Raw genomic sequence first — 20,995 nt, 5'->3', positions numbered from 1 at the left:
GTAAGGTATTGTTTTTTATTTTCCTTCAATCCAATTAATGATTTCTTGATCGGTTGGTGAAGTTTTAGGACTAATAACTTTATCTAGTTTACCTTCTTCATTTATTAAAAACTTTTGAAAGTTCCATTCTACAACAAAATCTCCTAAACCATTAAGGTTTTTAGTTAATAAATAGTTGAATAGTGGTTCAATAGTTTCTCCTTTCACTTTTACTTTCTCCATCATTGGAAAAGTAACGCCATAATTTAATTTACAAAAAGCTGCAATTTCTTCATTTGTTCCAGGGTCTTGACTCATAAAATCATTTGTAGGAAAACCTAAGATGATAAAATTTTGATCTTTATATTTTTGGTATAAAGCCTCTAATTGTTCAAATTGTGGTGTTAATCCACATTTTGAAGCAGTATTGACAATTAATACTTTTTTACCTTTTAGCTGACTCAAATCAAAGTCGTTTCCTGTAATATCCTTTACTTTAAACTGATGTATAGGGCTGATGTTTTTTTGTTGTTCCATTTGTTGTTCTTTGCTTATTTTTATTTGTGGATTTTTTACACAACTTATTGTTAAAAAAGTTGCGAGTAATAAGAATGTTTTCATATATTGCAGTTTATTAAATTTACACAATTTATTTGATATTTAAAGTTAATATTAGTTCTGTTATTAAAAAAGCGCTCCTTATATAAGGAGCGCTTTTTTTATTATTTACTTTTTATAATACTTTTTATATTTATAGAAAGCTAATGTGCCTAAAACGAAAAGCGATCCTACAGATATCCAAATGAAAGATGGAGTTACCATTTGATCTCCTTTTGCATAAGAGTGCAAGCCTGATAAGTAAAAGTTTACGCCAAAATAGGTCATTAAAATACTGTAAAAAGCTATAACCGACATTAAATTGTAAATCCATAAACCGCGTAAAGCTGGTACAAAGCGCATGTGAATTACAAAAGCATATACCATAATAGATATTAAAGCCCAAGTTTCTTTAGGATCCCATCCCCAATAACGTCCCCAACTTTCGTTGGCCCATTGGCCACCCATAAAATTTCCTATTGTAAGCATTACCAAACCAACGGTTAAAGCCATTTCGTTAATATAGGTAATTTCTTTAAGGTTTAGTTCCATTTTTGCTTTGTTATCTTTTGTAGTAAAAATCATAAATAATAAAGCTACAATTCCTAAAACCATTCCTAAAGTAAATGGACCGTAACTACCTACAATAATGGATACGTGAATCATTAACCAATACGAATCTAAAACGGCTTGCAAAGTACCAATTTGTGGATCCATCCAATTCCAATGTGCAATCATCAAAATCATACTTACTACAAAAGCGGTAGAAGCAATGGTTAAGTTTGACTTTCTACCAAAAAATAATCCAAATAACATGGTTGCCCAAGCTACAAAAATCATCGATTCGTAAGCATTAGACCATGGTGCATGCCCCGAAACATACCAACGTGCAATTAAACCTAAAGTATGTAATGCAAATAATGCAATAATTAAAACAGTAAAAAATTTTGTTATAATACGTAACGCTTTGTTATCTTTAAAAATGCGAATAATTACTAAGATAAACATAAGTGCTGACACATACATATAGTATGAGAATAGCTTTTTGAAAACATCGTACTTATTGTACAGAATTTCGGCTTTTATTTTTTGCTCACTTGGTAAAACATTTCCACCAAATTTCTTTTGAAAATTAATTAACGAGGTTAGTAATTCGTCAGAAGCTTTAAAATCTTTCGTTTCTATTGATTTTAACAATGAGGTAGTGTACATTGGTAAAATATTTTTGGTATAAACCGAGTCCATACCTTTCATACCTGATTCGTTTAATTCTAAATAAGAAACCCATTTGTTATTAGTGTGACCAGGAATTGGAAATATTTTTAAAATTTGACCACTTACTGCAGAATATAATAGATTCACTTTTTCATCGGCAGTAATAAAATCTTCTTGAAATTTATTCTTAACAGCTGCCTGATGAGCTTGGTCTAGAAATTTATCTAACTTATAGTTTCCTTTATCATCAAAGAAATCAGCTAGGGCTGCAAATTTAGCATCTGAAGGAATTCCAATTATGGAACGAATACTATCATTGCCCTTTTTTAAATTGATAATAGGTACATGATACCATAGTTGCGGAAACTGTGTAATTGATAACATTACTTGATCAGAATCCATCCCTCTAAAATGATCATCTTTACTTACTTTACGTAATAATTCTGATGAAAATGTATTGATAGGTTTCATACGGCCACCTGTATCTTGGATAATGATTGATCCAAATAAATCGGCGTGTTCTTGTGAAACCGTTGTTTTTATTAATAAAGAATCTACTTGAGCAGTTGTAGGTTTATTGTGAGAATGCTGAGCAGTTGCAGAAAACAATCCAAACAATAAGGCAATAGTTGTTAAAGCTGCTTTTTTGGTGTGTATTTTATTTAATTTCTTTCTTAAATCGTTAAAACGTGTGTTTTTAGTAAATAAAATTAACAACATAGAAATGTATAATAAAGTATAGCCAATATAGGTAATCCAAGTTCCCCAAAAATCGTGATTTACTGATAAATGGGTTCCTAATTCATCAGGATCATAAGAAGCTTGAAAGAAACGATATCCTTTGTGGTCTAAAACGTGGTTCATATAAATACGATAATCAAATGATTTATCAGGATCAATAATGGTTACTTTACTTTCAAATGATGAATAACTTTTTTCGGTTCCAGGATATTTCTCTGCAATAAAATCATTTAGCTTTACTTGAAACGGTGTAATGTAAACTTTTGATCCATAGATTAATGTGAATTCTAAAGCACCTAATTTAAACGATTGTGGAATACCCATAGCACCTTTAGAGCCACGTAAGGTAACTTCTTCTTTTTTACCTTGAGACGAAACGGTTAACACTAAAGCATCTGAAGTGTTTTTGGCTTTAAAATCTCCATTCGATTTTAATACTCTTTTTCCTTTTATTGGTCTATCCATTACAAATTGAACACCTTGTAAATCATACATAGAGCGGTAATTTAAAGGTGCGGGAGTATTTGCTGTAACATCACCCGTTGCTTGAGTGGCCATAATACGGTAACTTCCTGTAAAAGGAGTGTTTATTTGCATTTCGCCTTGCTCATTTGTGTAAAAGTTTACAGCGCCTTCTGTTGGTTTGTTATAAGAATATAAAATATTGTGAATACTTTCAACTGTACCTTCTTCTATAAAATGTTCATGACGTTCACCATGACTAGATTCTACTAATTTTAGAAAACTTTTACCATTTGGATTTTCCTCAATTATTTCTTCGGCACCCATTATAAATTCTTTAAACTCAACCTCAAAAGGTATTTTGTTAAAGTCTTTTTTAATGCTGAAATGGTTAGATGCAAAATTACTAATGAAGTTATCTTGATCTAAAGCACCTGAAAATAAATGCGGATTTTCAAAAGTTCTTCTTTTCATTTCGCCATCCATTTCGCCATCAACCATTACCGTTAAGAAAGTGCGATCAGAAAAAAACTGATTGGTAGTTTCTTTTTCTCTAATAGGCATCATGCCTTCAAAACTAATATATCGAGTTACAAACGCTCCCACTAAAATTAAAATAAACGATAGGTGAAGTAATAAGGTGTCTAGCTTTTTCCAACTCCATAAATTGTAACGTTTGATGTTTCCTATAAAGTTGAAAACAAAAATTAACATAATAGCTTCAAACCATTTGGTGTTGTACACTAAAATTCGGGCAGTATCGGTGTTGTATTCATTTTCAATAAAAGTTGCAATACCCATAACGGCTGCAAAAACAATGAATAGAACAGCCATTAACCTTGTAGATGACAAAAAAGAGATAATTTTGTTCATAGTAAATAGTTGTAGTGAATCTTGAAATTTCACAAAAGTACTCAAATTAAATAGGTAGGAGTTTATTTTAACTTAATTTAAACAAATAAAAAGGAGTAGCATTTTACGATAAAAAAACTACATTTGTAGCTATTAAAAAATATATAAAATAAGTTATTATGCCTCATATTTCACGAAAAGGTTTGCAAATGCCTGAGTCTCCAATTCGTAAGTTGGTTCCTTTTGCCGAAGTAGCAAAGAAAAAGGGAAATAAAGTATATCATTTAAATATTGGGCAACCAGATATTAAAACACCTCAAGTTGCTTTAGATGCTGTAAAAAATGCTGATATTACTGTTTTAGAGTACAGTCATTCTGCAGGATTTGATTCTTATCGTGAAAAATTAGCAGCTTATTATCAAAAACAAGGTTTACCAATTAATAAGGAAGATATCATTATTACCACTGGTGGATCTGAGGCATTGATTTTTGCTATGGGGTCTACAATGGACGAAGGTGATGAAATTATTATTCCGGAGCCATTCTACGCAAATTACAATGGATTTTCAACTCAAAACGGTGTAAAAGTTGTTCCTGTAATTTCGGGTATTGAAACGGGTTTTGCTTTACCAGCAATTGCCGATTTTGAAAAATTAATCACTCCAAAAACAAAAGCCATTTTAATTTGTAACCCAGGTAATCCAACAGGATATTTATACAGTCAGGAAGAAATTAAACAATTGGCTGCATTGGTTAAGAAACACGATTTGTTTTTAATTGCTGATGAAGTTTACCGTGAATTTGTTTACGATGGATTCCAACATTTTTCGGTAATGAATGAAGAAAGCATTGCACAAAATGCTATTATGATTGATTCGGTTTCAAAACGTTTCAGTATGTGTGGTGCGCGTATTGGTTGTATAGTGTCAAAAAACAAGGAGTTAATGGCAACTGCAATGAAGTTTGCTCAAGCACGTTTATCGCCTCCAACTTATGCTCAAATTGCTTCTGAGGCAGCTTTAGATACACCACAATCTTACTTTGATGATGTTATTACAGAGTACAAAGATCGTAGAGAAACGTTGGTAAATGCTTTAAATGCAATTGATGGTGTACAAGTGTCTATGCCTAAAGGTGCTTTTTATTGTATTGCTAAATTACCAGTTGCAAACGCGGAAGATTTTGCAAAATGGTTGTTAGAATCATATGATTTAAATGGCGAAACAGTAATGGTAGCTCCGGCTGCAGGATTTTATTCTACACCAGGCGTTGGCTTAGACGAAGTTAGATTAGCTTACGTTTTAAAGAAAGAAGATTTAATTAAATCTGCTGAAATTATTAAAGAAGCTTTAAAAGTTTATAACAAGTAATATATTAAAAACCGACAGCCAAAGACTGTCGGTTTTTTTATTCATCCTTTTTAATAATATAGGTATAAACCCAAGTTAAAGTAAAAGTAGGTATAAAGTCTAAACCAGGTAAAGCTTCCTCAACAAAAGCAATAATACCACCAACTTTACCAATACTTCCTTTATACATTGATTTTAATAATAATGCTGCAATAGGAGCCCAGATAACATCTGAAAATTCTCCTAAAACAGGTATTGCAAAAGAAAATGTTCCAATTACATCAAACAAAATCCCTAAAGCCAAAAGGCGGTATTTATTTTTGTCTGTAACTTTTTCATTTTGTTGTACAATTACTTCGTTCATCTTTAATTAATTAATATTGTGTTTACTATAAAACAAACCACATGCCAAATTTTATTAAAAGTAGCATAAAATAAATTCTTTTAAAAAAACAGGTATTTATATTTTTTAAGTAAAAGATTAAGTAATTTCGTTAACAAATTTAAAGACATGATTAAAGCTAAACATTTAAGTAAGCAATTTGGTGATTTAACGGTTTTAAATGATGTATCATTACAAATAAAAAAAGGCGAAATAGTTGCTATAGTTGGTGCTTCGGGTGCTGGTAAAACTACTTTACTACAAATTTTAGGAACACTTGATACACCTCTTAAAAATGCTACAGCTGAATTGTTAATTGATGAAACGGATGTTTTAAAGTTGAAAGATAAAGAACTAGCTGTTTTTAGAAATAAAAAGTTAGGTTTTATATTTCAATTTCATCAATTACTGCCTGAGTTTTCTGCTCTAGAAAATGTTTGCATTCCAGCCTATATTGCAAATAGAAATAAAAGCGAAGCTGAAAAGGAAGCCAAAGAACTACTTGCTTATTTAGGTTTAAGTCATAGAATTAATCATTTTCCGTCAGAAATGTCAGGTGGAGAACAACAACGTGTGGCAGTGGCCAGAGCCTTAATAAATAAACCTGCTGTCATTTTTGCCGATGAACCGTCTGGAAATTTAGATACACAATCGGCAGAAAATCTGCACGATTTATTTTTTCAATTGCGTGATAAATTTGGGCAAACATTTGTAATTGTAACTCATAATGAAGAATTGGCTAATTTAGCCGACAGAAAGTTGGTTATGAGTGATGGTAAATTTTTATAATTTTTAAACAAAGAAATAGTGATTAAACAGTTTATTAATGAAATTATTACTTCAAACGAAGTGTTTGTGGTAGAACATAAAGGCGAAGTAGCTGTTTCGCAATCGGTTTTGTTTAAAAATGATGATGCTTCTCCTGTAAACGTAATTTGTTTCTGGTCTAGTAAAGAAATGGCTAAAAATTGTTGTATTGAAGATTGGAAAATGTACAAGCCTCAATCAATTTGTTTGGCTACTTTTTTAGAAGATTATCTGGTGCAAGTTTACAATGAAAGTTACATTGCAGGACTTAACTTTAATGAAAGTATGGAAGGAGTAGAGGCAGACCCTCTTGATGTTATTTTAGAGATAATTACAGTTTTAAAAAAGGACAAAATTTCTATAGAGTTAGAGTATTTTAAAGATATAAACGATTTAGAAAACCAGCTAAGAAAACTTTTGTAAATAATTAAATTATAATTGCTGAAATTTTATAGAAACATTATTTTAGCACAAATACAATTTTATGAAAAAACTTACTTTATTTGCTTTTGTTTTGTCGGGATTTATTTCTCAAGCACAACGCAATTTTACTATAGAAGAAGCAACATTAACAGCTCAAAAAGGTTTTGGTACACAATCGGTTTACAGTGCTCAGTGGCAAACTAATACTGATGTTACTTATATTGAAGCTCCTTATCAATCATTAACCGCTAAAAATATTGATGGAAAAGTAACTACTAATTTTGTTACGGCTGCCGATCTTCAAAAAGCATTATCAAAAGCATTAAATAAAGAAGTTAAGTTAGGCACAATTCCTTTTAATTATCATTGGGAAAACAATAATGAATTGTCTTTTACATATAGTGGCGATGCTAAGTATTATGTTGTGTACAATATAAGCAGCAAAGAAATTGTAAAGACAATAAAGTTTGATGAAAAAGCAGCGGAAGAAGTTATTGCACCTAATAAAAATTTTATTGTTTGGTTAAATAAAAACAATATTTCGTTAAGTTTTACTAATGGCGAAACAATTGTTGTAACAAATGATCCAGAACATATTGTAAATGGAAATAGTTATACACACAGACAAGAATTTGGTATTGATAGAGGAATTTGGATAAGTCCAGATAGTAAGAAAGTCCTTTTCTATAAAAAGAATGAAACAATGGTTGCTGATTATCCGTTGACTGATTTTGGAGCACGAATTGCCGAAAATAAGCCCATAAAATATCCTATGGCAGGTATGAAATCAGAAGAAGTGAGTTTGTACATCTACAATGTTGAAACCAAACAAAGGACTAAGTTAAATATCGATGGCGATAAAGAGCAGTATTTAACCATTCCAACATGGGCTCCTACAAGTGATTTTGTTTACGTAGGCGTTCTGAATAGAGGACAAGACGATTTAAAATTACAACGTTACAATACTGCTGGTTCTTTAGACAAACAATTGTTTCAAGAAAAAAGCAAAACATACGTAGAGCCAACAACTCCTTTAAAGTTTATTAACGATAAAGAGTTTTTATATGTAAGTGATAAAGATGGTTACCGTCAAATGTACAGATACAACACAAATGGTAAGCAATTAAATAGTTACGTGTATAAGGATGTGGTTTTTAAAGAATTTTCAAATATTACATCTAAAGAAATTTACTATTTAGGAACAGCTAATAAAGGTATGGATAAGTTGTTGTATAAAGCTGATATTAAATCGGGTAAAACAACGCCTGTAACCAAAACTTCTGCAACTTATACGGTTGAAATGAATCCTGCTAACACTTGGTTTTATTCTCAATACACTAATTTTTCAACACCAAATAGCATATCGTTACAAGAAGTTAATGGTAAAAAAAGTGTCGAAATTATAAATGCAACAAACCCTTTTGAAGGTAAAATTACCATGCCAAAAGTAGAAATGGTTACCGTAAAATCTGCTGATGGAAAAACGGATTTAAATGGACGCTTAATTTATCCTGCAAATTTCAATGAAAATCAAAAATACCCAGTAATGGTGTATGTTTACGGTGGTCCTCATGCGCAATTAGTTATGAATCGTTTAGGCGGTGGTGCTGGTGGTTTTGATTATTACATGGCGCAGCAAGGTTTTGTGGTATTTACGTTAGATAACCGTGGAAGCGAAAACCGAGGAAAGAATTTTGAACACGTAATTCACAGAAATTTGGGTCAGAATGAAATGGCCGATCAAATGAAAGGAGTTGAGTTTTTAAAGTCGAAGAAATTTGTTGATGCTGATAAAATTGGCGTTTACGGATGGTCTTTCGGTGGATTTATGACAACTAGTTTAATGTTGAATTATCCTGATGTGTTTAAAGTTGGAGTAGCAGGTGGTCCGGTTATCGATTGGAAATGGTACGAAGTAATGTACGGTGAACGTTATATGGATACACCTAGTGAGAATCCTGAAGGATATGAAAAAACATCTACCTTAAATAAAGTGGATAAATTAAAAGGAAGGTTGTTAATGATTCATGGTGCGCAAGATCCTGTTGTAGTGCAACAACACAGTATGGAATTCATAGAAGCATGTATTAAAGCGGGTAAACAAGTCGATTATTTCTTGTATCCAACGCATGAACATAATGTTTCAGGAAAAGATCGTGTGCATTTGAATGCAAAAATCGCTGATTATTTTATGACGCACTTAAAAAAATAAATCAAAATGCATCTGTAAAGATGCATTTTTAGTTTTTGTAAAAATGAAAGAAATTTATCATTTCAAAGTAAAATCGTTACAAGGAGTAGAAATCGATTTTGCATCCTTTAAAAATAAAACACTTTTAATTGTTAATACAGCCAGTAAATGTGGGTTTACACCTCAATATAAAGGCTTAGAAGCATTGTATCAAAAATACAAGGACAAAGGGTTGGTTGTTTTGGCATTTCCGTGTAATCAGTTTAATAATCAAGAGCCTGGCAATGCAACAAGTATTCAAAATAATTGTTTAATTAATTACGGAGTTAGCTTTCCTGTGTTTGAAAAAGTATTGGTTAATGGAAAAAATGCGCATCCTTTATTTAAGTTTTTAAAAGCAGAACTTCCTGGTTTTATAACAAATGGCATAAAATGGAACTTTACTAAATTTCTTATAGATAAAAATGGAAATCCTATAAAACGATTTTCAACTTTTGATACTCCGGATAAAATTGAAAGTTTTCTGTTAAAAAAGCAGGTTTTAGAATAATTAATAAATAAAAGGATATATTTGTGTACACTTACAAGAAAACTAGAATTCAAGAACCAACATTTAAAAAATAACTAAAATTTAAAAATGAATAGTTGATTTTAAAGTTATGTTAGTATTATATCCAGGCGAGCAATTTAAAGAATTAGTATTAGAGGATAAGAAAAAATTGCGTTACGCTGTTTCAAATTATGGCAGATTAATAAGTTTTACCAACGAAATTAAAGAGGGTAATTTATTAAAGCCTAATGTTACCAATAAATTAAAGATTTTTAGGTATAAAGTACTTAAACCAGAAGGCGGATATGCGCATAAGCACATCATGTTGTCGCGTGCTATTGCTGATTTTTTTGTAAATAAACCTTCAGATTTACACAATTTTGTTATTCATTTAGATTTTGATAATTTAAACGATCATTATACTAATTTAAAGTGGGTAACAGAAGAGGAGAAATACGCACATCAACGAATTAATCCTAACGTAAAAGTGGGACATGAAAAAAGTATTGAAAAGAAACGATTGGCGCAAAAGGGAATGAAGTTAGATACCACACAAGTTATGCGTATAAAACGTATGATTCACGATCCTAACAGAAAAACACGCATGCGTATAATAGCCAAACAATTTGGTATTAGTGAAATGCAATTATACAGAATTAAAACAGGTGAAAATTGGGCAAATGTACCTATACCTAGTTTTAAAAATACCGATGATAAAGATAAGCAGTAGTAAATACTGCTTATTTTATTTTTGATTTTAAATCAACAACCAATTTATAAATTTCGGCTTCATTACTATCTTCGTTATCAACATCTTCACATAAAGCAAACGTTACTTGTTTGTTGTTGTGTTCTACAATCGTCATGCCTTCAAATTTATTATGATCGCTTATTTTTTCAGTAAAAAGTAGCTTCATTTTTTTTAAATCAATAGCGCCAAATAAACTGCCTTTTACGGTGCCATCGTTATAAGTTGATGTACTGTCTTCGGCCGTAGCAATAAAGAAAAGGGTATTGTTTAAAACAGTTGCAGCCGAAAAACCAGAAGAAACATTGTCAATTTTTGGTAAATTAAATTCGTAAAAAAACAAATTATACTCATCAGTTAAGTTTTTTCCTTGAACTACATAAATATAATTAGCGTTTTTAGATCCGTTTCCTCTGTTTAAAAAATACCAATCATTGTTATAGGTTGTAACAGCTTCAATATTAAAATCATCATTGCCTAATTCAGAAAAGCTTTTCATTTCATCATACAAACTTTTTAAATCAATTTTTGTAGATTGAGAAGTTGTTTTGTTATACGCAAAAGCTGTATTTCTGTTTTCTTTAGAGCCCGATCCAAAAGCATACCATTCATTATTAAAAATAGTAAATGCTTCTAAATCTAGTTTTTCAGCTTTAGGAAGCTTGTCTTTTATTTCGTTGTTATCCAAACTATATTTAGCTAAAGAGTCGTTGTTAATAAAATAATGATACAAAGCATTGCTGTTATCAGAAACTAAGATTAATTCATTATTTTGAAATGCTAAGCCAGATGCCGCTGTAATGCCAACTATTTTTAACCACGATGTAATTAAATATTTTTTCATTGCTATTAATTTTATAACTAATTTAGAGAAAAAGAATCATATGAAACGAAAATATTTTGAAGTACCTACAGAATTACAACTAAGCGAAATTTCTACAAAGTACAACAGTGGTTTAGATCCTATAACAGTAAAAAAAGAATTAAAAAAGATTAGAGAAAAGATCAGTGAGCTTCAGGATATGATGTATGCTCATGATAAATATTCTGTGTTAATTTGCTTACAAGGAATGGATACTGCTGGAAAAGACAGTATGATTAGAGAGGTTTTTAAAGGATTTAATCCGCGCGGAGTAACTGTTGAAAGCTTTAAAACGCCATCTTACAAAGAGTTACAACATGATTATATGTGGCGACATTATACTAAATTACCCGAAAAAGGCAAGTTTACAATTTTTAATAGAACTCAGTACGAAAATGTTTTGGTAACACGCGTACATCCTGAATATTTAGAAAATGAACGGATTCCGGATCTTAATATTGAGAGTTTAACGGATGATTTTTGGAACAACCGTATGAAGCGTATGGTGCAAATTGAAAAACATTGGGCAGAGAATGGCGTTATTATTTTAAAATTCTTTTTGCATTTAGGAAAAGAAGAACAAAAGAATCGACTTTTAAAGCGAATTGAAAAGCCGCAACATCAATGGAAATTTTCTCCAGGCGATTTAAAAGAACGTAGTCTATGGGATACCTATCAGTTTTGTTACGAAGAGGTTTTAAAAAACAGTAATCATTCTAAAGGAAAGTGGTACATTATTCCAAGCGATGATAAGGATGTAAGTAGATTAATTGTTGCTAAAATTATTTACGAGACACTTAAAAAATATACAGACATTAAGTATCCACAACCAGAAGAAGAAATTTTAACTCATATAGCACAATATAAAGAGCAGCTAAAAAAAGAGTAGAGTATAGGAAATAATAATGTTTTTAGTAGTAAAATAAGGTGTTTTAGAATGAAACAATTAATTTTGCAACTCATTAAAAAAGACATGATAAAAACAATTTTAGTAACTGCTTTTTTAGCAATTACTTACACAACAAGTGCTCAAAATAGCACAAACAGCCTTTCAGGATATTATAAAGTAACAAAAAAAGATGCTTTGTATACAAGTATTCATTTAGATGGTAACGGGCATGCTTTAATTAGCGATAGTTTTCAAGCCGAGTATTTTCAGAAAGATGATCTTTTGTATGTTTTTCCTGATAAAAGCGTGTTTATTTTTAAAATTGATAAAAATCAATTAAAAGGCATCAGCAATTGGGTTGCTAAATCAACTTACAAAAAAACAGTGGTGCCATTAAATGATGATTATGAGAGAAATTTCAATACCTATGTTGTAAATCCTAATCTGTTATATGAGTTTTATATGCTTAATTTTGAAGAAGGAACAGATGAAATGAAATTGGATGTTCTTAATGATCCTGAAGCATACAATGAGCAATTAGAAAAATTATGCGCCAAAGGATTAACATCTGCATGTGGAGCTTTGTTTGGAATGAAATATATGGAAGCAGCTGGTGGATTAAGTGAAATTTTAAGTGATAATGCCACAACTATTAAAGAAGATAAACAATTGGAAAAATTAGCTCAACAAATGATTGATGCTGAAGATTTCAGAGGATATTCTCTATTAGGATCTTATTATTATGCTTTAGGAAATATTTCAAAAGCCAAAAAAATTTACACTGAAGGAGCTGAAAAAGGAGACGAACAATCTGCTCTTGTTTTGTTTTCTTTAGAGCTAGAAGAAGATGTTGAAACAACAGAATCTGAATTTGTAGAATAAAAAAACCTTCCAATTTTGGAAGGTTTTTTGTTTTATTATATCTATTAATTAAGACAATGCTTCTTTTACGCGATCTGAAGCCTCTTGGAATTCAATAGCTGATAAAATTGGCATACCTGATTCATCAATAATTTGTTTTGCTAAATCGGCATTTGTTCCTTGTAAACGTACAATAATTGGCACTTTAATATCGTCTCCCATGTTTTTGTAAGCATCTACAACACCTTGTGCAACACGGTCACAACGTACAATTCCACCAAAAATGTTGATTAAAATTGCTTTTACGTTAGGATCTTTTAAAATAATACGGAATGCAATTTCTACACGTTTAGCATCAGCTGTACCACCAACATCTAAGAAGTTTGCAGGTTCAAAACCAGCATACTTAATTAAATCCATAGTAGCCATTGCTAAACCAGCACCGTTAACCATACAACCAACAGTACCATCTAAATCTACATAATTTAAACCAGCTGCTTTTGCTTCAACTTCAATTGGTCTTTCTTCTGTAGTATCACGCATTTCAGCGTAATCTGCATGACGGTATAATGCGTTGTCATCTAAAGTTACTTTAGCATCAACAGCAATAATTTTATCGTCAGATGTTTTTAAAACTGGGTTAATTTCAAACATGGAAGCATCACAACCAACATAAGCGTTGTACAATGCAGCTACAAATTTTACCATTTCTTTAAAAGCAGCTCCTGATAAACCTAAGTTAAAAGCTATTTTACGTGCTTGGAAACCTTGTAAACCAACTGTAGGATCAATTTCTTCTGTGAAAATTAAATGAGGTGTTTTTTCTGCCACTTCTTCAATATCCATACCCCCTTCAGTAGAATACATAATCATGTTTCTACCTGTAGCTCTGTTTAATAAAACAGACATATAGAATTCTGAAGTTTCGCTATCACCAGGATAATAAACATCTTCAGCAATTAATACTTTGTTTACTCTTTTACCTGTTGGAGGTGTTTGAGGCGTAATTAAATCCATACCAATAATTTGACCAGCAATTTCTTTTACTTGATCTAAATTCTTAGCTAATTTAACACCACCACCTTTACCACGGCCACCTGCGTGAATTTGAGCTTTGATAACATGCCATCCTGTGCCTGTTTCTTCCGTTAACTGTTTTGCAGCTTCTACAGCTTCTTCTGCAGTATTAGCAACATGTCCACGTTGAATGCGTACACCGTAGCTAGAAAGTATCTGTTTACCTTGATATTCGTGTAAATTCATTATTTATATGCTTTTTTAGAAACACAAAAATATAAAACTTGTTTTACATTGCCTAAAAAAAACGGTATTAAATGTTGTTTTGAAGAAACAATTGACTTAAAATGGATTCTTTTTTTAAGATGTAATAATTAATTTACTATTTATTGTGTTTTTGTTAATATTTAAATTTAAACTATTAAGTCGTCTTTTTCTTGATTGTCTGTATTAGAAGCTTCTATTTTTTCGGCTTCTTCATTTGATTTTTTGAAACCAATTTTATTGATAGGTGCTTTTTTGGCTTGATAAAACTCTAAATCCGATTCTAATTCTAATATTCTATGAGGAAAATCCTGACCAACATTTTGTTTTGCTTCAACAATAAAAATGGCACATCTTTTTAGATAATCCGATGTTAGTTTTGCCTTTGCTTCATTAAAAGCAGCAAAAAGAATTTTTTCGGTAAGCTCAATGTTTTTCTTTTCGTCTTTTCTATACAAAGCGTACAATCTTTTCTTCAATGATTGTGTAAAATCAATAATCATTGTATTTGAAAACAATTTCATTTGTTCTGAAATTGGTTCCCAAAAAGATTTATTAAGTGCATTATTTTTCTTTAGAATAGCTAACAATGGAGAACTATCAATTAAATCTTTGGTTAAATGATACAATATTAATTGGGTGCGTTCATCAAAATTAGGAGGGAAGATTGGAATTTGCATATCAAATCTACCTGGTGCTAAAACCTCATCATTAAACAAATTTAAAATTTCAGCAGAACCAACTATTAGTAATTCTTGGTGAACATCTTTTTGTGTATGACGTAAAATAGTATTGATTAATTCTAAATTTTCTGGTAAAAATTTTTGATCGTTTGTACTACTTAATAATTCATCTAAAGCATCAATAAACAACATGGTTTTAGGATGTTGCATTTTTGTTGATAAAAAGTGTGAAAATGAATTCTTAGTTGTTTTTAAATTACCCGCCAAATAATCTTTAAAAACGTGCACAAATTCATAACCAATCATTTGCGCCATTTTTCTAGCCCAAAATATTTTTCCACTACCTGGAGGTCCGTATAAAACAATGCCTGCAGGTTTTGATATGCCCCAAGTTTGTAATTGATCTTTATTTAAAAAAGGATCTAACATATCATTAAGGTAGAAAAACAAATCTACATAACCAACCAAACTTTTATTTGCATAGGTTTCTAGTTCAGGAAATGCCTCATCTATAAAAGGATATTCACCACCAATATATAAGTGTATTAAATAACTTGACAAGCTGGTTTTAATGTTTTTAGCAGCTTCTTCTGGAATGCCATTTGAAACAAAAAATTTTAAAACATCTTCTTCTTTTACATTAATAGTTTGCGCAATTTCTGCTAAGGTTTTTTCTTTTGCATGATCTTCTGCATATTTTTTAAGAAAATCTACATTTTTAAGTGCAAATTGTTGAAAAACTTCTGTAACATTAAATTGTTCATCCATGCTAAATCCTATATCGATGTTAAAATCGTAAATAAAATTTTGCAAACTTTCTAATGATATTCCTAGTTGGTTGGCTAATTCTTTTAATTTCATTTGCTATTTTTTATGTTTTGAAGAATATCATCCATTACTGTGATGATATCTTCTTTTGTTTGTGTATTGGTATCTATATAAGTACTGTGGTTACCATATGGAGCATAAACTTGTGGTTGTGTAACCGAAAACAAGCCAACAGTAGGGGTTTTAGAAGCACTGCTTAAATGCATCATACCAGAATCGGCAGCAACAATAAGCTCGCAATTTGCCATTAAAGCAGCAATTTCTCTAATTTCTTTGCTATAATAAGTTGGTAATTTACGCTCTAATTGCGATATATCTTCTACTGGTAAAATCTCTATTAAATGATATTCGTCTTTGTATTTTGGATAAAATTTTTCGTAAAATTCTGTCCACCAATCTACAGAATAACATTTAGTACCCGTTGCAAATGTAAAAAATGCAATTGTTTTCTTTGTTTGATTTTTAGTGATCTGTTCTAAATCATTTTTTCCTTTTTCAATTTCTTGTTCCGATAATTTTATATCTAACACAGGCGCATATCCTTGTAATGGTTTTTGATGTAAAACTTCTAAAAATCTTCTAAAGTTGTAAACAGGATACTTGGCAATGTGTTTTATATCTGGGTATTTATTTTGTAATTCTTCAAAATCATCGCCATAAAACTTAAAATTTGCTGATGGAATTAAAGTTGATATTCTTCCAGAAGATGAATTTTTTTCTACATTAATTACTAAATCATAACGCGTTTTCTTTAAGGAAAACCATACTTTTAAATATTCTGAAAACTCCTTTAATGGTTTTTTAGGCAGCTCAATAATTTGATTAACTTGTGGATAATTTTGAAAAATAATAGGCGTTATTTTACCTTTTACAAATAAATCAATTGTACAGTTAGGAAAAGTATTAGCAATTTCTTGAACCAAAGGTGTTATTAACAGCATGTTGCCTAAACGATGATTAGGACGACTGATTAATACCCGATTTACTTGAAATTGATTGGCTTTTTTTTGCATTTCGCTAATTGATTTTTTTCCCACATTATGGGTTAACGAATGCATTACTTTTCTGCGTATGATATTGGCTTTAGATTTTAAGCTCATTTTTATAAATTAAAGTACAAAAATAACATTATGCTGTAATTAAGCTGTTTTTTATTGTTTGTTTTTTGGATTAAATTCGTTTTCTCTATGTGTAGCGTACAAATAAATATTGGTCATAAAAAACCATATAAATCCAAATAAAAACCATTTAAGTACTTCTGTAGTGCGTACAATAGTTTTATTATAATCTTGCAGTAATTTCAAAACTTGTTCGTCTGCTTTAATATCATTTACTGTTTCAGGATATCCAAAAGTAGCTAATGTTGGTGTAGATGGTACACAAAGCCATAATACAATAGAATAAATTCCAAAAAGAATTAAGGATAGTTTCATTTTTTCAAAAGCATCTACATTTTTGCTTCTAAATTTTAAAAAGTAAGCAATAAGGTACATAGCAAATAATAAAGCAACTACATATATAACGGGAATTTGTGTAATCATTTTTTTGTTTTTTATAAATGTAAGGTTTTGTTTAGTTATTTGTAAGTGAATTTTGTACTTTTTAAAAAGTTATATATTAATGAGTAAGTTGATTATTTAAATACAAAACGTATCTTAATAGAATAATGAGAGTTTATTTATTTTAGTGGTTTCTATATCTAATACTGCGTACACGTTGTTTTTAGTTTGCTGTTTTAAAAGAATACAGCTTGTTTATTTAAGTGCTAAAGTACAAAAAATGTTAAAGGTATTTAAATGTGTTTTGTAAAAGTACAGCGTATATTTATTTCTTATTTGTCATTAAAGTGTTCCAATCAAATTCATCTTTTAATTCTGTGTTTTTTATTGATAAATCTAAAAGCATTTTTTCAAAAGTTTTTTTGTCTAGCCAAACTCCATTTATAAAAACACCAACAATTTTTCTTGTGTTATTAATATTAATCAGTGGATTTTCGTCTAACAAAACTAAATCAGCAAGTTTGTTTTCTTCAATAGTTCCTACTTCTTTATCTATTCCTAACCATAGTGCATTTAAACGAGTTGCAGAATCTAAAGCTTCTTCTGTTGATAAACCTGCCTGAACTAATAGTTCTAATTCATCATGCAAAGAAAATCCAGGTACAACTCCTGATACACCTGCATCAGTACCAACCAAAATAGGAACATTTACTTCTTTAAACGCTTTAACCAGTAACATTTGAAATTCTAAGAACTGTTTAAAATAAGTAATTCGTTCTGGGGTTGATTTTTTATAATAGCTATTTGCGGTTAGCCATTTACTTTGTAATAAAGGATGCACAAACTGAGTACTTGTTGATGTTTCTAAACGTGTGAGTGAGCTGGTTTGACTTGCAATCCAATCCATGGCAGTTAGTGTTGGCGAAACCCATGTATCATTTTCTTTTGCAATTTTCGCAAAATTTAAAGCTTCTTGATAATCAAATTTTCTTGCACTTTTAGAAAACTCCTCAGCATGAGCTACCAAATTAAAATGAGGAATAAATGCTTTTTCTATATCATTTTGAAAAACGTTTGGAATATGACCAACTGTTTTCATACCCTGTTTGTTGGCTTCTTCAATAATCGCTTTATAAGTTTCAACGTTTAAACCAGAATATAGTTTTATAAATTCATAACCATCATCTTTGGCAATACGAACAATTAGTCTTCCTTCTTCTGGTGTGTTTGCTGTTTTTCCGTTTCCGTTTCCACCATCAATAAGTGCAGCAATAGCCATTCGAGGACCAATGATATCTCCGTTGCTAATTTGTTTTCTTTGATAAAAGGATTGAACATTGGCATTAAGATTTAAAATAGTAGTAACTCCGTTTGCAATAAAAGGAGTCATTAAATCTTGAACATCAAAGCTAATATCTGGCTTTTGTGTAAGTGTTTTAGATTTTAAGTTTAAATCGGTTGGTAAGTGAATGTGAATATCAATAAGTCCTGGAATTAACCATTTATTTTCGCCGTTAATAACCTTTGCTTTTTTTGGAATCACCCCATTTATAGATGATATTTTGCCGTTATTTATTACCAAATCTGCATTTTTGATAATTTTATTAGGAGATGTCATTGTAATGATATTTACATTTTGAATGACAATTAGACTTGAGTAAGTATTATTTTTTTGCGAATAACAATTTAAACTAATAAATAGTGATATGAGCACATAGTATTTTTTAAAGAAATATTTTTTCATTTGTTATTCCTTAATATATATTCAATAATTACCTTTCTCCAAAAAGACTACTACCAATACGTACAATAGTACTACCACATTTAATAGCAATTTTATAATCGCCACTCATACCCATTGATAACTGCTGAAAATGACAATTAGGCAATTGGTACGGTTGTATATAATCAAAAATATCTTTCAACGATTGAAACTCTTTTTCAATAATTGTAGCATCATCTGTAAACGATGCCATACCCATTAAACCAATTACTTTAATGTTTTCTAGTGCTTTAAATTCTTCTGAATGAATTACTTGTAACAATTCATCTTGCGCCAACCCAAATTTGGTTTCTTCGGTAGCAATATAAACCTGTAATAAACACGCAATAGTTCTGCGCCATTTTTTGGCTTGTTTGTTAATTTCAATCAATAACTTTAAACTGTCAACACCATGAATTAAGCTTACATAGGGTGCCATGTACTTTACCTTATTGGTTTGTACATGTCCAATCATGTGCCATTGAATGTCTTTTGGCATTTGTTGCCATTTGTCTGTCATTTCTTGAATTTTGTTTTCTCCAAAAATACGCTGACCCGCATTGTAGGCTTCCATTAAATCTGCAACAGGTTTTGTTTTAGATACAGCAACCAAATGAACATTCGAAGGTAATTCGTTATTTATTTTTTGTAATTGAGTAGTAATAGACATAATTTTATTGAAATTCGTAAATAATTAATCCGTTTCTAAACTTAGGTTCAATATAGGTACTTTTAGGAGGCATGGTTAAATTGTTATCGGCCAATGTTTTAATTTCATCAATAGACGATGGATATAGTATAAAACCAACCTTATAATCACCGTTATCAATTTTATTAACCAGCTCCATAATGTTTTTATTTCCAGGAATGTAACTAATTCTACTGTCGGTTCTTAGATCAGTAATATTTAACAACGGTTGCAAAATAGTATCGTATAAAATTTGAGGATCCAATGTATTAATAATGTTATCCTCAGCAGGAATATTCTTTAATTTTAACGAGTAAAAAACGCCATCTAAATACATTCCAAAACTGTATTTTTTTTGCGGTTTCCAATATTCGTGTACTTTTTTAACGGTAAAATCTTTTTCAAGAATAGCTAAAAAATCTTCGCTTTGCATACCGTTTAAATCGTGAACCAATCGGTTGTATTCGTTAATTTGTATGGTAGTTTCGCAAATTAAATAGCTCATAAAATGGTGCATATTGTCACTTGCGCGATCACCATTTTCATTCAATAACAAATCGGATGTTGCTGATCGATGGTGTCCGTCGGCTATATACAAATTCGGCATTTGTTTAAAAGCGTTTTGCACAAACTGAAGTTCTTCATCACTTTCAATCTTCCAAACAATATGTCGTTCACGATTGGTTGTAGAAAAATCGTATAAAGGCGTTTGTTCTCTTTTTTGCTGAATCCAATGTTGTAAATCCTCGCAATTTGGATACATCATTAAAACAGGTTCGGCATTAAAACGTGTTTCGTTAAAATAATCCTTTAAATTTTCTACACGATAATCCAAAGTGTTTTCGTGCTTTTTAATAACATTGGTTTGATAATCTTGTAACGATGTACCTGCCAAAATACCAATAAAATTATTTTTTTTTGAGATGATTTGATGCAAATACATAGCAGGTTTTTCGTCTTGTATCAAAATACCGTCACGTTTAAAATCGGAATACTTTGTTGCTACCATTTTATACCTGCGAATTGGATCGATTTTTTCTTGATTGATGAATGCTAAATTCACAATATGAAGAAACGAAAAAGGATTAAAATCGAGCCACGAAGCTAATTCAGCTGCTGAATATTCATCATACGGACGCGTTGTTACCAGCGCAACTTTATCGGCTGATGGACGTACTGCTTTGAAAGGAATTATATCTGCCATTTATTTAAAATCAAATTAATAAATAGTTTCTGCTGATACAGTTATTGTCAAGCTGAACTTGGTTCAGCTTCTCATTATTTAAATTTCAAGATGTGATTCCAAAACAAGTTCGGAATGACAAAACGTTTGAAATCATTACGAT

The 20,995-nt window shown here is 30.6% G+C and carries 19 protein-coding genes; 8 read left to right on the top strand and 11 right to left on the bottom strand.

All coding sequences use genetic code 11. From position 1 onward, the window contains the following. Window positions 1-15: 15 nt before the first annotated feature. Together H1R17_RS11670 and ccsA are read right to left on the bottom strand one after the other, a co-directional pair. Window positions 16-600, bottom strand: a complete 585-nt coding sequence (locus H1R17_RS11670) for a glutathione peroxidase (RefSeq protein ID WP_163431269.1) — start codon at window positions 598-600, stop codon at window positions 16-18. Window positions 601-705: 105 nt separating this feature from the next. After that, window positions 706-3,867, bottom strand: coding sequence for a cytochrome c biogenesis protein (ccsA, locus tag H1R17_RS11665; RefSeq protein WP_240453328.1), 3,162 nt, complete (start codon window positions 3,865-3,867; stop codon window positions 706-708). Window positions 3,868-4,025: 158 nt separating this feature from the next. Between ccsA and H1R17_RS11660 the strand changes: the two genes are divergently transcribed. Next, entirely contained in the window at window positions 4,026-5,216 is a 1,191-nt protein-coding gene (locus H1R17_RS11660) for a pyridoxal phosphate-dependent aminotransferase (protein ID WP_163431268.1), read from the top strand. A 37-nt stretch (window positions 5,217-5,253) separates the two neighbouring features. Here the strand turns inward: H1R17_RS11660 and H1R17_RS11655 are convergent, their stop codons facing one another. After that, window positions 5,254-5,559, bottom strand: a complete 306-nt coding sequence (locus H1R17_RS11655) for a hypothetical protein (protein WP_163431267.1) — start codon at window positions 5,557-5,559, stop codon at window positions 5,254-5,256. A gap of 147 nt (window positions 5,560-5,706) precedes the next feature. Here H1R17_RS11655 and H1R17_RS11650 point away from each other — a divergent pair, with 147 nt between their 5' ends. The 5 genes from H1R17_RS11650 to H1R17_RS11630 all read left to right on the top strand — a co-directional run bounded on the left by H1R17_RS11650 (window position 5,707) and on the right by H1R17_RS11630 (window position 10,278). Further along, window positions 5,707-6,366 carry an ABC transporter ATP-binding protein gene (locus H1R17_RS11650; RefSeq protein ID WP_163431266.1) on the top strand — a complete coding sequence of 220 codons (660 nt, stop codon included), beginning with the start codon at window positions 5,707-5,709 and terminating at the stop codon, window positions 6,364-6,366. 18 nt (window positions 6,367-6,384) lie between these two features. After that, window positions 6,385-6,807: a DUF2750 domain-containing protein gene (locus H1R17_RS11645; protein ID WP_163431265.1), complete on the top strand. Its 423-nt coding sequence runs from the start codon at window positions 6,385-6,387 to the stop codon at window positions 6,805-6,807. Window positions 6,808-6,868: 61 nt separating this feature from the next. After that, the gene (locus H1R17_RS11640) at window positions 6,869-9,019 is read left to right on the top strand and encodes a prolyl oligopeptidase family serine peptidase (RefSeq protein ID WP_163431264.1); all 2,151 of its coding nucleotides are present in this window, start codon (window positions 6,869-6,871) and stop codon (window positions 9,017-9,019) included. Window positions 9,020-9,062: 43 nt separating this feature from the next. Continuing rightward, window positions 9,063-9,548 carry a glutathione peroxidase gene (locus H1R17_RS11635; protein WP_163431263.1) on the top strand — a complete coding sequence of 162 codons (486 nt, stop codon included), beginning with the start codon at window positions 9,063-9,065 and terminating at the stop codon, window positions 9,546-9,548. A 109-nt stretch (window positions 9,549-9,657) separates the two neighbouring features. Continuing rightward, the gene (locus H1R17_RS11630; protein ID WP_163431262.1) at window positions 9,658-10,278 is read left to right on the top strand and encodes an NUMOD4 domain-containing protein; all 621 of its coding nucleotides are present in this window, start codon (window positions 9,658-9,660) and stop codon (window positions 10,276-10,278) included. 10 nt (window positions 10,279-10,288) lie between these two features. On the opposite strand, the gene H1R17_RS11625 is transcribed toward H1R17_RS11630, so the two are convergent. Then, window positions 10,289-11,140 (bottom strand): hypothetical protein, encoded by an 852-nt coding sequence (locus H1R17_RS11625; RefSeq protein WP_163431261.1) that lies wholly within the window; start codon window positions 11,138-11,140, stop codon window positions 10,289-10,291. A gap of 40 nt (window positions 11,141-11,180) precedes the next feature. Between H1R17_RS11625 and H1R17_RS11620 the strand changes: the two genes are divergently transcribed. Together H1R17_RS11620 and H1R17_RS11615 are read left to right on the top strand one after the other, a co-directional pair. Continuing rightward, on the top strand, window positions 11,181-12,047 hold the full coding sequence (locus H1R17_RS11620; RefSeq protein WP_163431260.1) for a PPK2 family polyphosphate kinase: 867 nt from the start codon (window positions 11,181-11,183) through the stop codon (window positions 12,045-12,047). Between the two features lie 48 nt (window positions 12,048-12,095). Continuing rightward, the gene (locus H1R17_RS11615) at window positions 12,096-12,929 is read left to right on the top strand and encodes a hypothetical protein (protein WP_163431259.1); all 834 of its coding nucleotides are present in this window, start codon (window positions 12,096-12,098) and stop codon (window positions 12,927-12,929) included. 48 nt (window positions 12,930-12,977) lie between these two features. Here the strand turns inward: H1R17_RS11615 and sucC are convergent, their stop codons facing one another. The 7 genes from sucC to H1R17_RS11580 all read right to left on the bottom strand — a co-directional run bounded on the left by sucC (window position 12,978) and on the right by H1R17_RS11580 (window position 20,853). Continuing rightward, on the bottom strand, window positions 12,978-14,171 hold the full coding sequence (sucC, locus tag H1R17_RS11610) for an ADP-forming succinate--CoA ligase subunit beta (protein WP_163431258.1): 1,194 nt from the start codon (window positions 14,169-14,171) through the stop codon (window positions 12,978-12,980). Window positions 14,172-14,338: 167 nt separating this feature from the next. Continuing rightward, window positions 14,339-15,733, bottom strand: a complete 1,395-nt coding sequence (locus tag H1R17_RS11605; protein ID WP_163431257.1) for an ATP-binding protein — start codon at window positions 15,731-15,733, stop codon at window positions 14,339-14,341. Next, a complete protein-coding gene (locus tag H1R17_RS11600) occupies window positions 15,730-16,800 on the bottom strand; it encodes a glycosyltransferase family 9 protein (RefSeq protein ID WP_163431256.1) in 1,071 nt (356 codons plus the stop codon). Before H1R17_RS11600 ends, H1R17_RS11605 begins: the two co-directional genes overlap by 4 nt. Before the next feature lie 51 nt (window positions 16,801-16,851). Beyond that, window positions 16,852-17,241, bottom strand: a complete 390-nt coding sequence (locus tag H1R17_RS11595; RefSeq protein WP_163431255.1) for a hypothetical protein — start codon at window positions 17,239-17,241, stop codon at window positions 16,852-16,854. 283 nt (window positions 17,242-17,524) lie between these two features. Continuing rightward, window positions 17,525-18,943 (bottom strand): amidohydrolase family protein, encoded by a 1,419-nt coding sequence (locus H1R17_RS11590; RefSeq protein WP_163431254.1) that lies wholly within the window; start codon window positions 18,941-18,943, stop codon window positions 17,525-17,527. Between the two features lie 28 nt (window positions 18,944-18,971). Continuing rightward, entirely contained in the window at window positions 18,972-19,631 is a 660-nt protein-coding gene (locus H1R17_RS11585) for a YggS family pyridoxal phosphate-dependent enzyme (protein ID WP_163431253.1), read from the bottom strand. Window positions 19,632-19,635: 4 nt separating this feature from the next. Then, window positions 19,636-20,853, bottom strand: a complete 1,218-nt coding sequence (locus tag H1R17_RS11580; RefSeq protein ID WP_163431252.1) for a DUF1015 domain-containing protein — start codon at window positions 20,851-20,853, stop codon at window positions 19,636-19,638. Window positions 20,854-20,995: the final 142 nt, after the last annotated feature.

This window comes from Flavobacterium sp. xlx-214 (genome assembly GCF_013874595.1).
Taxonomy (GTDB): Bacteria; Bacteroidota; Bacteroidia; order Flavobacteriales; family Flavobacteriaceae; genus Flavobacterium.
Note: the sequence above shows the minus strand (reverse complement) of the source record. Positions and strands in the feature narration are given on the sequence as shown.

Bases quoted from the DNA above. Each gene is read 5' to 3' on its own strand.
- H1R17_RS11670 (WP_163431269.1), bottom strand. From the start codon at position 600: ATGAAAACATTCTTATTACTCGCAACTTTTTTAACAATAAGTTGTGTA.
- ccsA (WP_240453328.1), bottom strand. From the start codon at position 3,867: ATGAACAAAATTATCTCTTTTTTGTCATCTACAAGGTTAATGGCTGTT.
- H1R17_RS11660 (WP_163431268.1), top strand. From the start codon at position 4,026: ATGCCTCATATTTCACGAAAAGGTTTGCAAATGCCTGAGTCTCCAATT.
- H1R17_RS11655 (WP_163431267.1), bottom strand. From the start codon at position 5,559: ATGAACGAAGTAATTGTACAACAAAATGAAAAAGTTACAGACAAAAAT.
- H1R17_RS11650 (WP_163431266.1), top strand. From the start codon at position 5,707: ATGATTAAAGCTAAACATTTAAGTAAGCAATTTGGTGATTTAACGGTT.
- H1R17_RS11640 (WP_163431264.1), top strand. From the start codon at position 6,869: ATGAAAAAACTTACTTTATTTGCTTTTGTTTTGTCGGGATTTATTTCT.
- H1R17_RS11635 (WP_163431263.1), top strand. From the start codon at position 9,063: ATGAAAGAAATTTATCATTTCAAAGTAAAATCGTTACAAGGAGTAGAA.
- H1R17_RS11630 (WP_163431262.1), top strand. From the start codon at position 9,658: ATGTTAGTATTATATCCAGGCGAGCAATTTAAAGAATTAGTATTAGAG.
- H1R17_RS11625 (WP_163431261.1), bottom strand. From the start codon at position 11,140: ATGAAAAAATATTTAATTACATCGTGGTTAAAAATAGTTGGCATTACA.
- H1R17_RS11620 (WP_163431260.1), top strand. From the start codon at position 11,181: ATGAAACGAAAATATTTTGAAGTACCTACAGAATTACAACTAAGCGAA.
- H1R17_RS11615 (WP_163431259.1), top strand. From the start codon at position 12,096: ATGAAACAATTAATTTTGCAACTCATTAAAAAAGACATGATAAAAACA.
- sucC (WP_163431258.1), bottom strand. From the start codon at position 14,171: ATGAATTTACACGAATATCAAGGTAAACAGATACTTTCTAGCTACGGT.
- H1R17_RS11605 (WP_163431257.1), bottom strand. From the start codon at position 15,733: ATGAAATTAAAAGAATTAGCCAACCAACTAGGAATATCATTAGAAAGT.
- H1R17_RS11600 (WP_163431256.1), bottom strand. From the start codon at position 16,800: ATGAGCTTAAAATCTAAAGCCAATATCATACGCAGAAAAGTAATGCAT.
- H1R17_RS11595 (WP_163431255.1), bottom strand. From the start codon at position 17,241: ATGATTACACAAATTCCCGTTATATATGTAGTTGCTTTATTATTTGCT.
- H1R17_RS11590 (WP_163431254.1), bottom strand. From the start codon at position 18,943: ATGAAAAAATATTTCTTTAAAAAATACTATGTGCTCATATCACTATTT.
- H1R17_RS11585 (WP_163431253.1), bottom strand. From the start codon at position 19,631: ATGTCTATTACTACTCAATTACAAAAAATAAATAACGAATTACCTTCG.
- H1R17_RS11580 (WP_163431252.1), bottom strand. From the start codon at position 20,853: ATGGCAGATATAATTCCTTTCAAAGCAGTACGTCCATCAGCCGATAAA.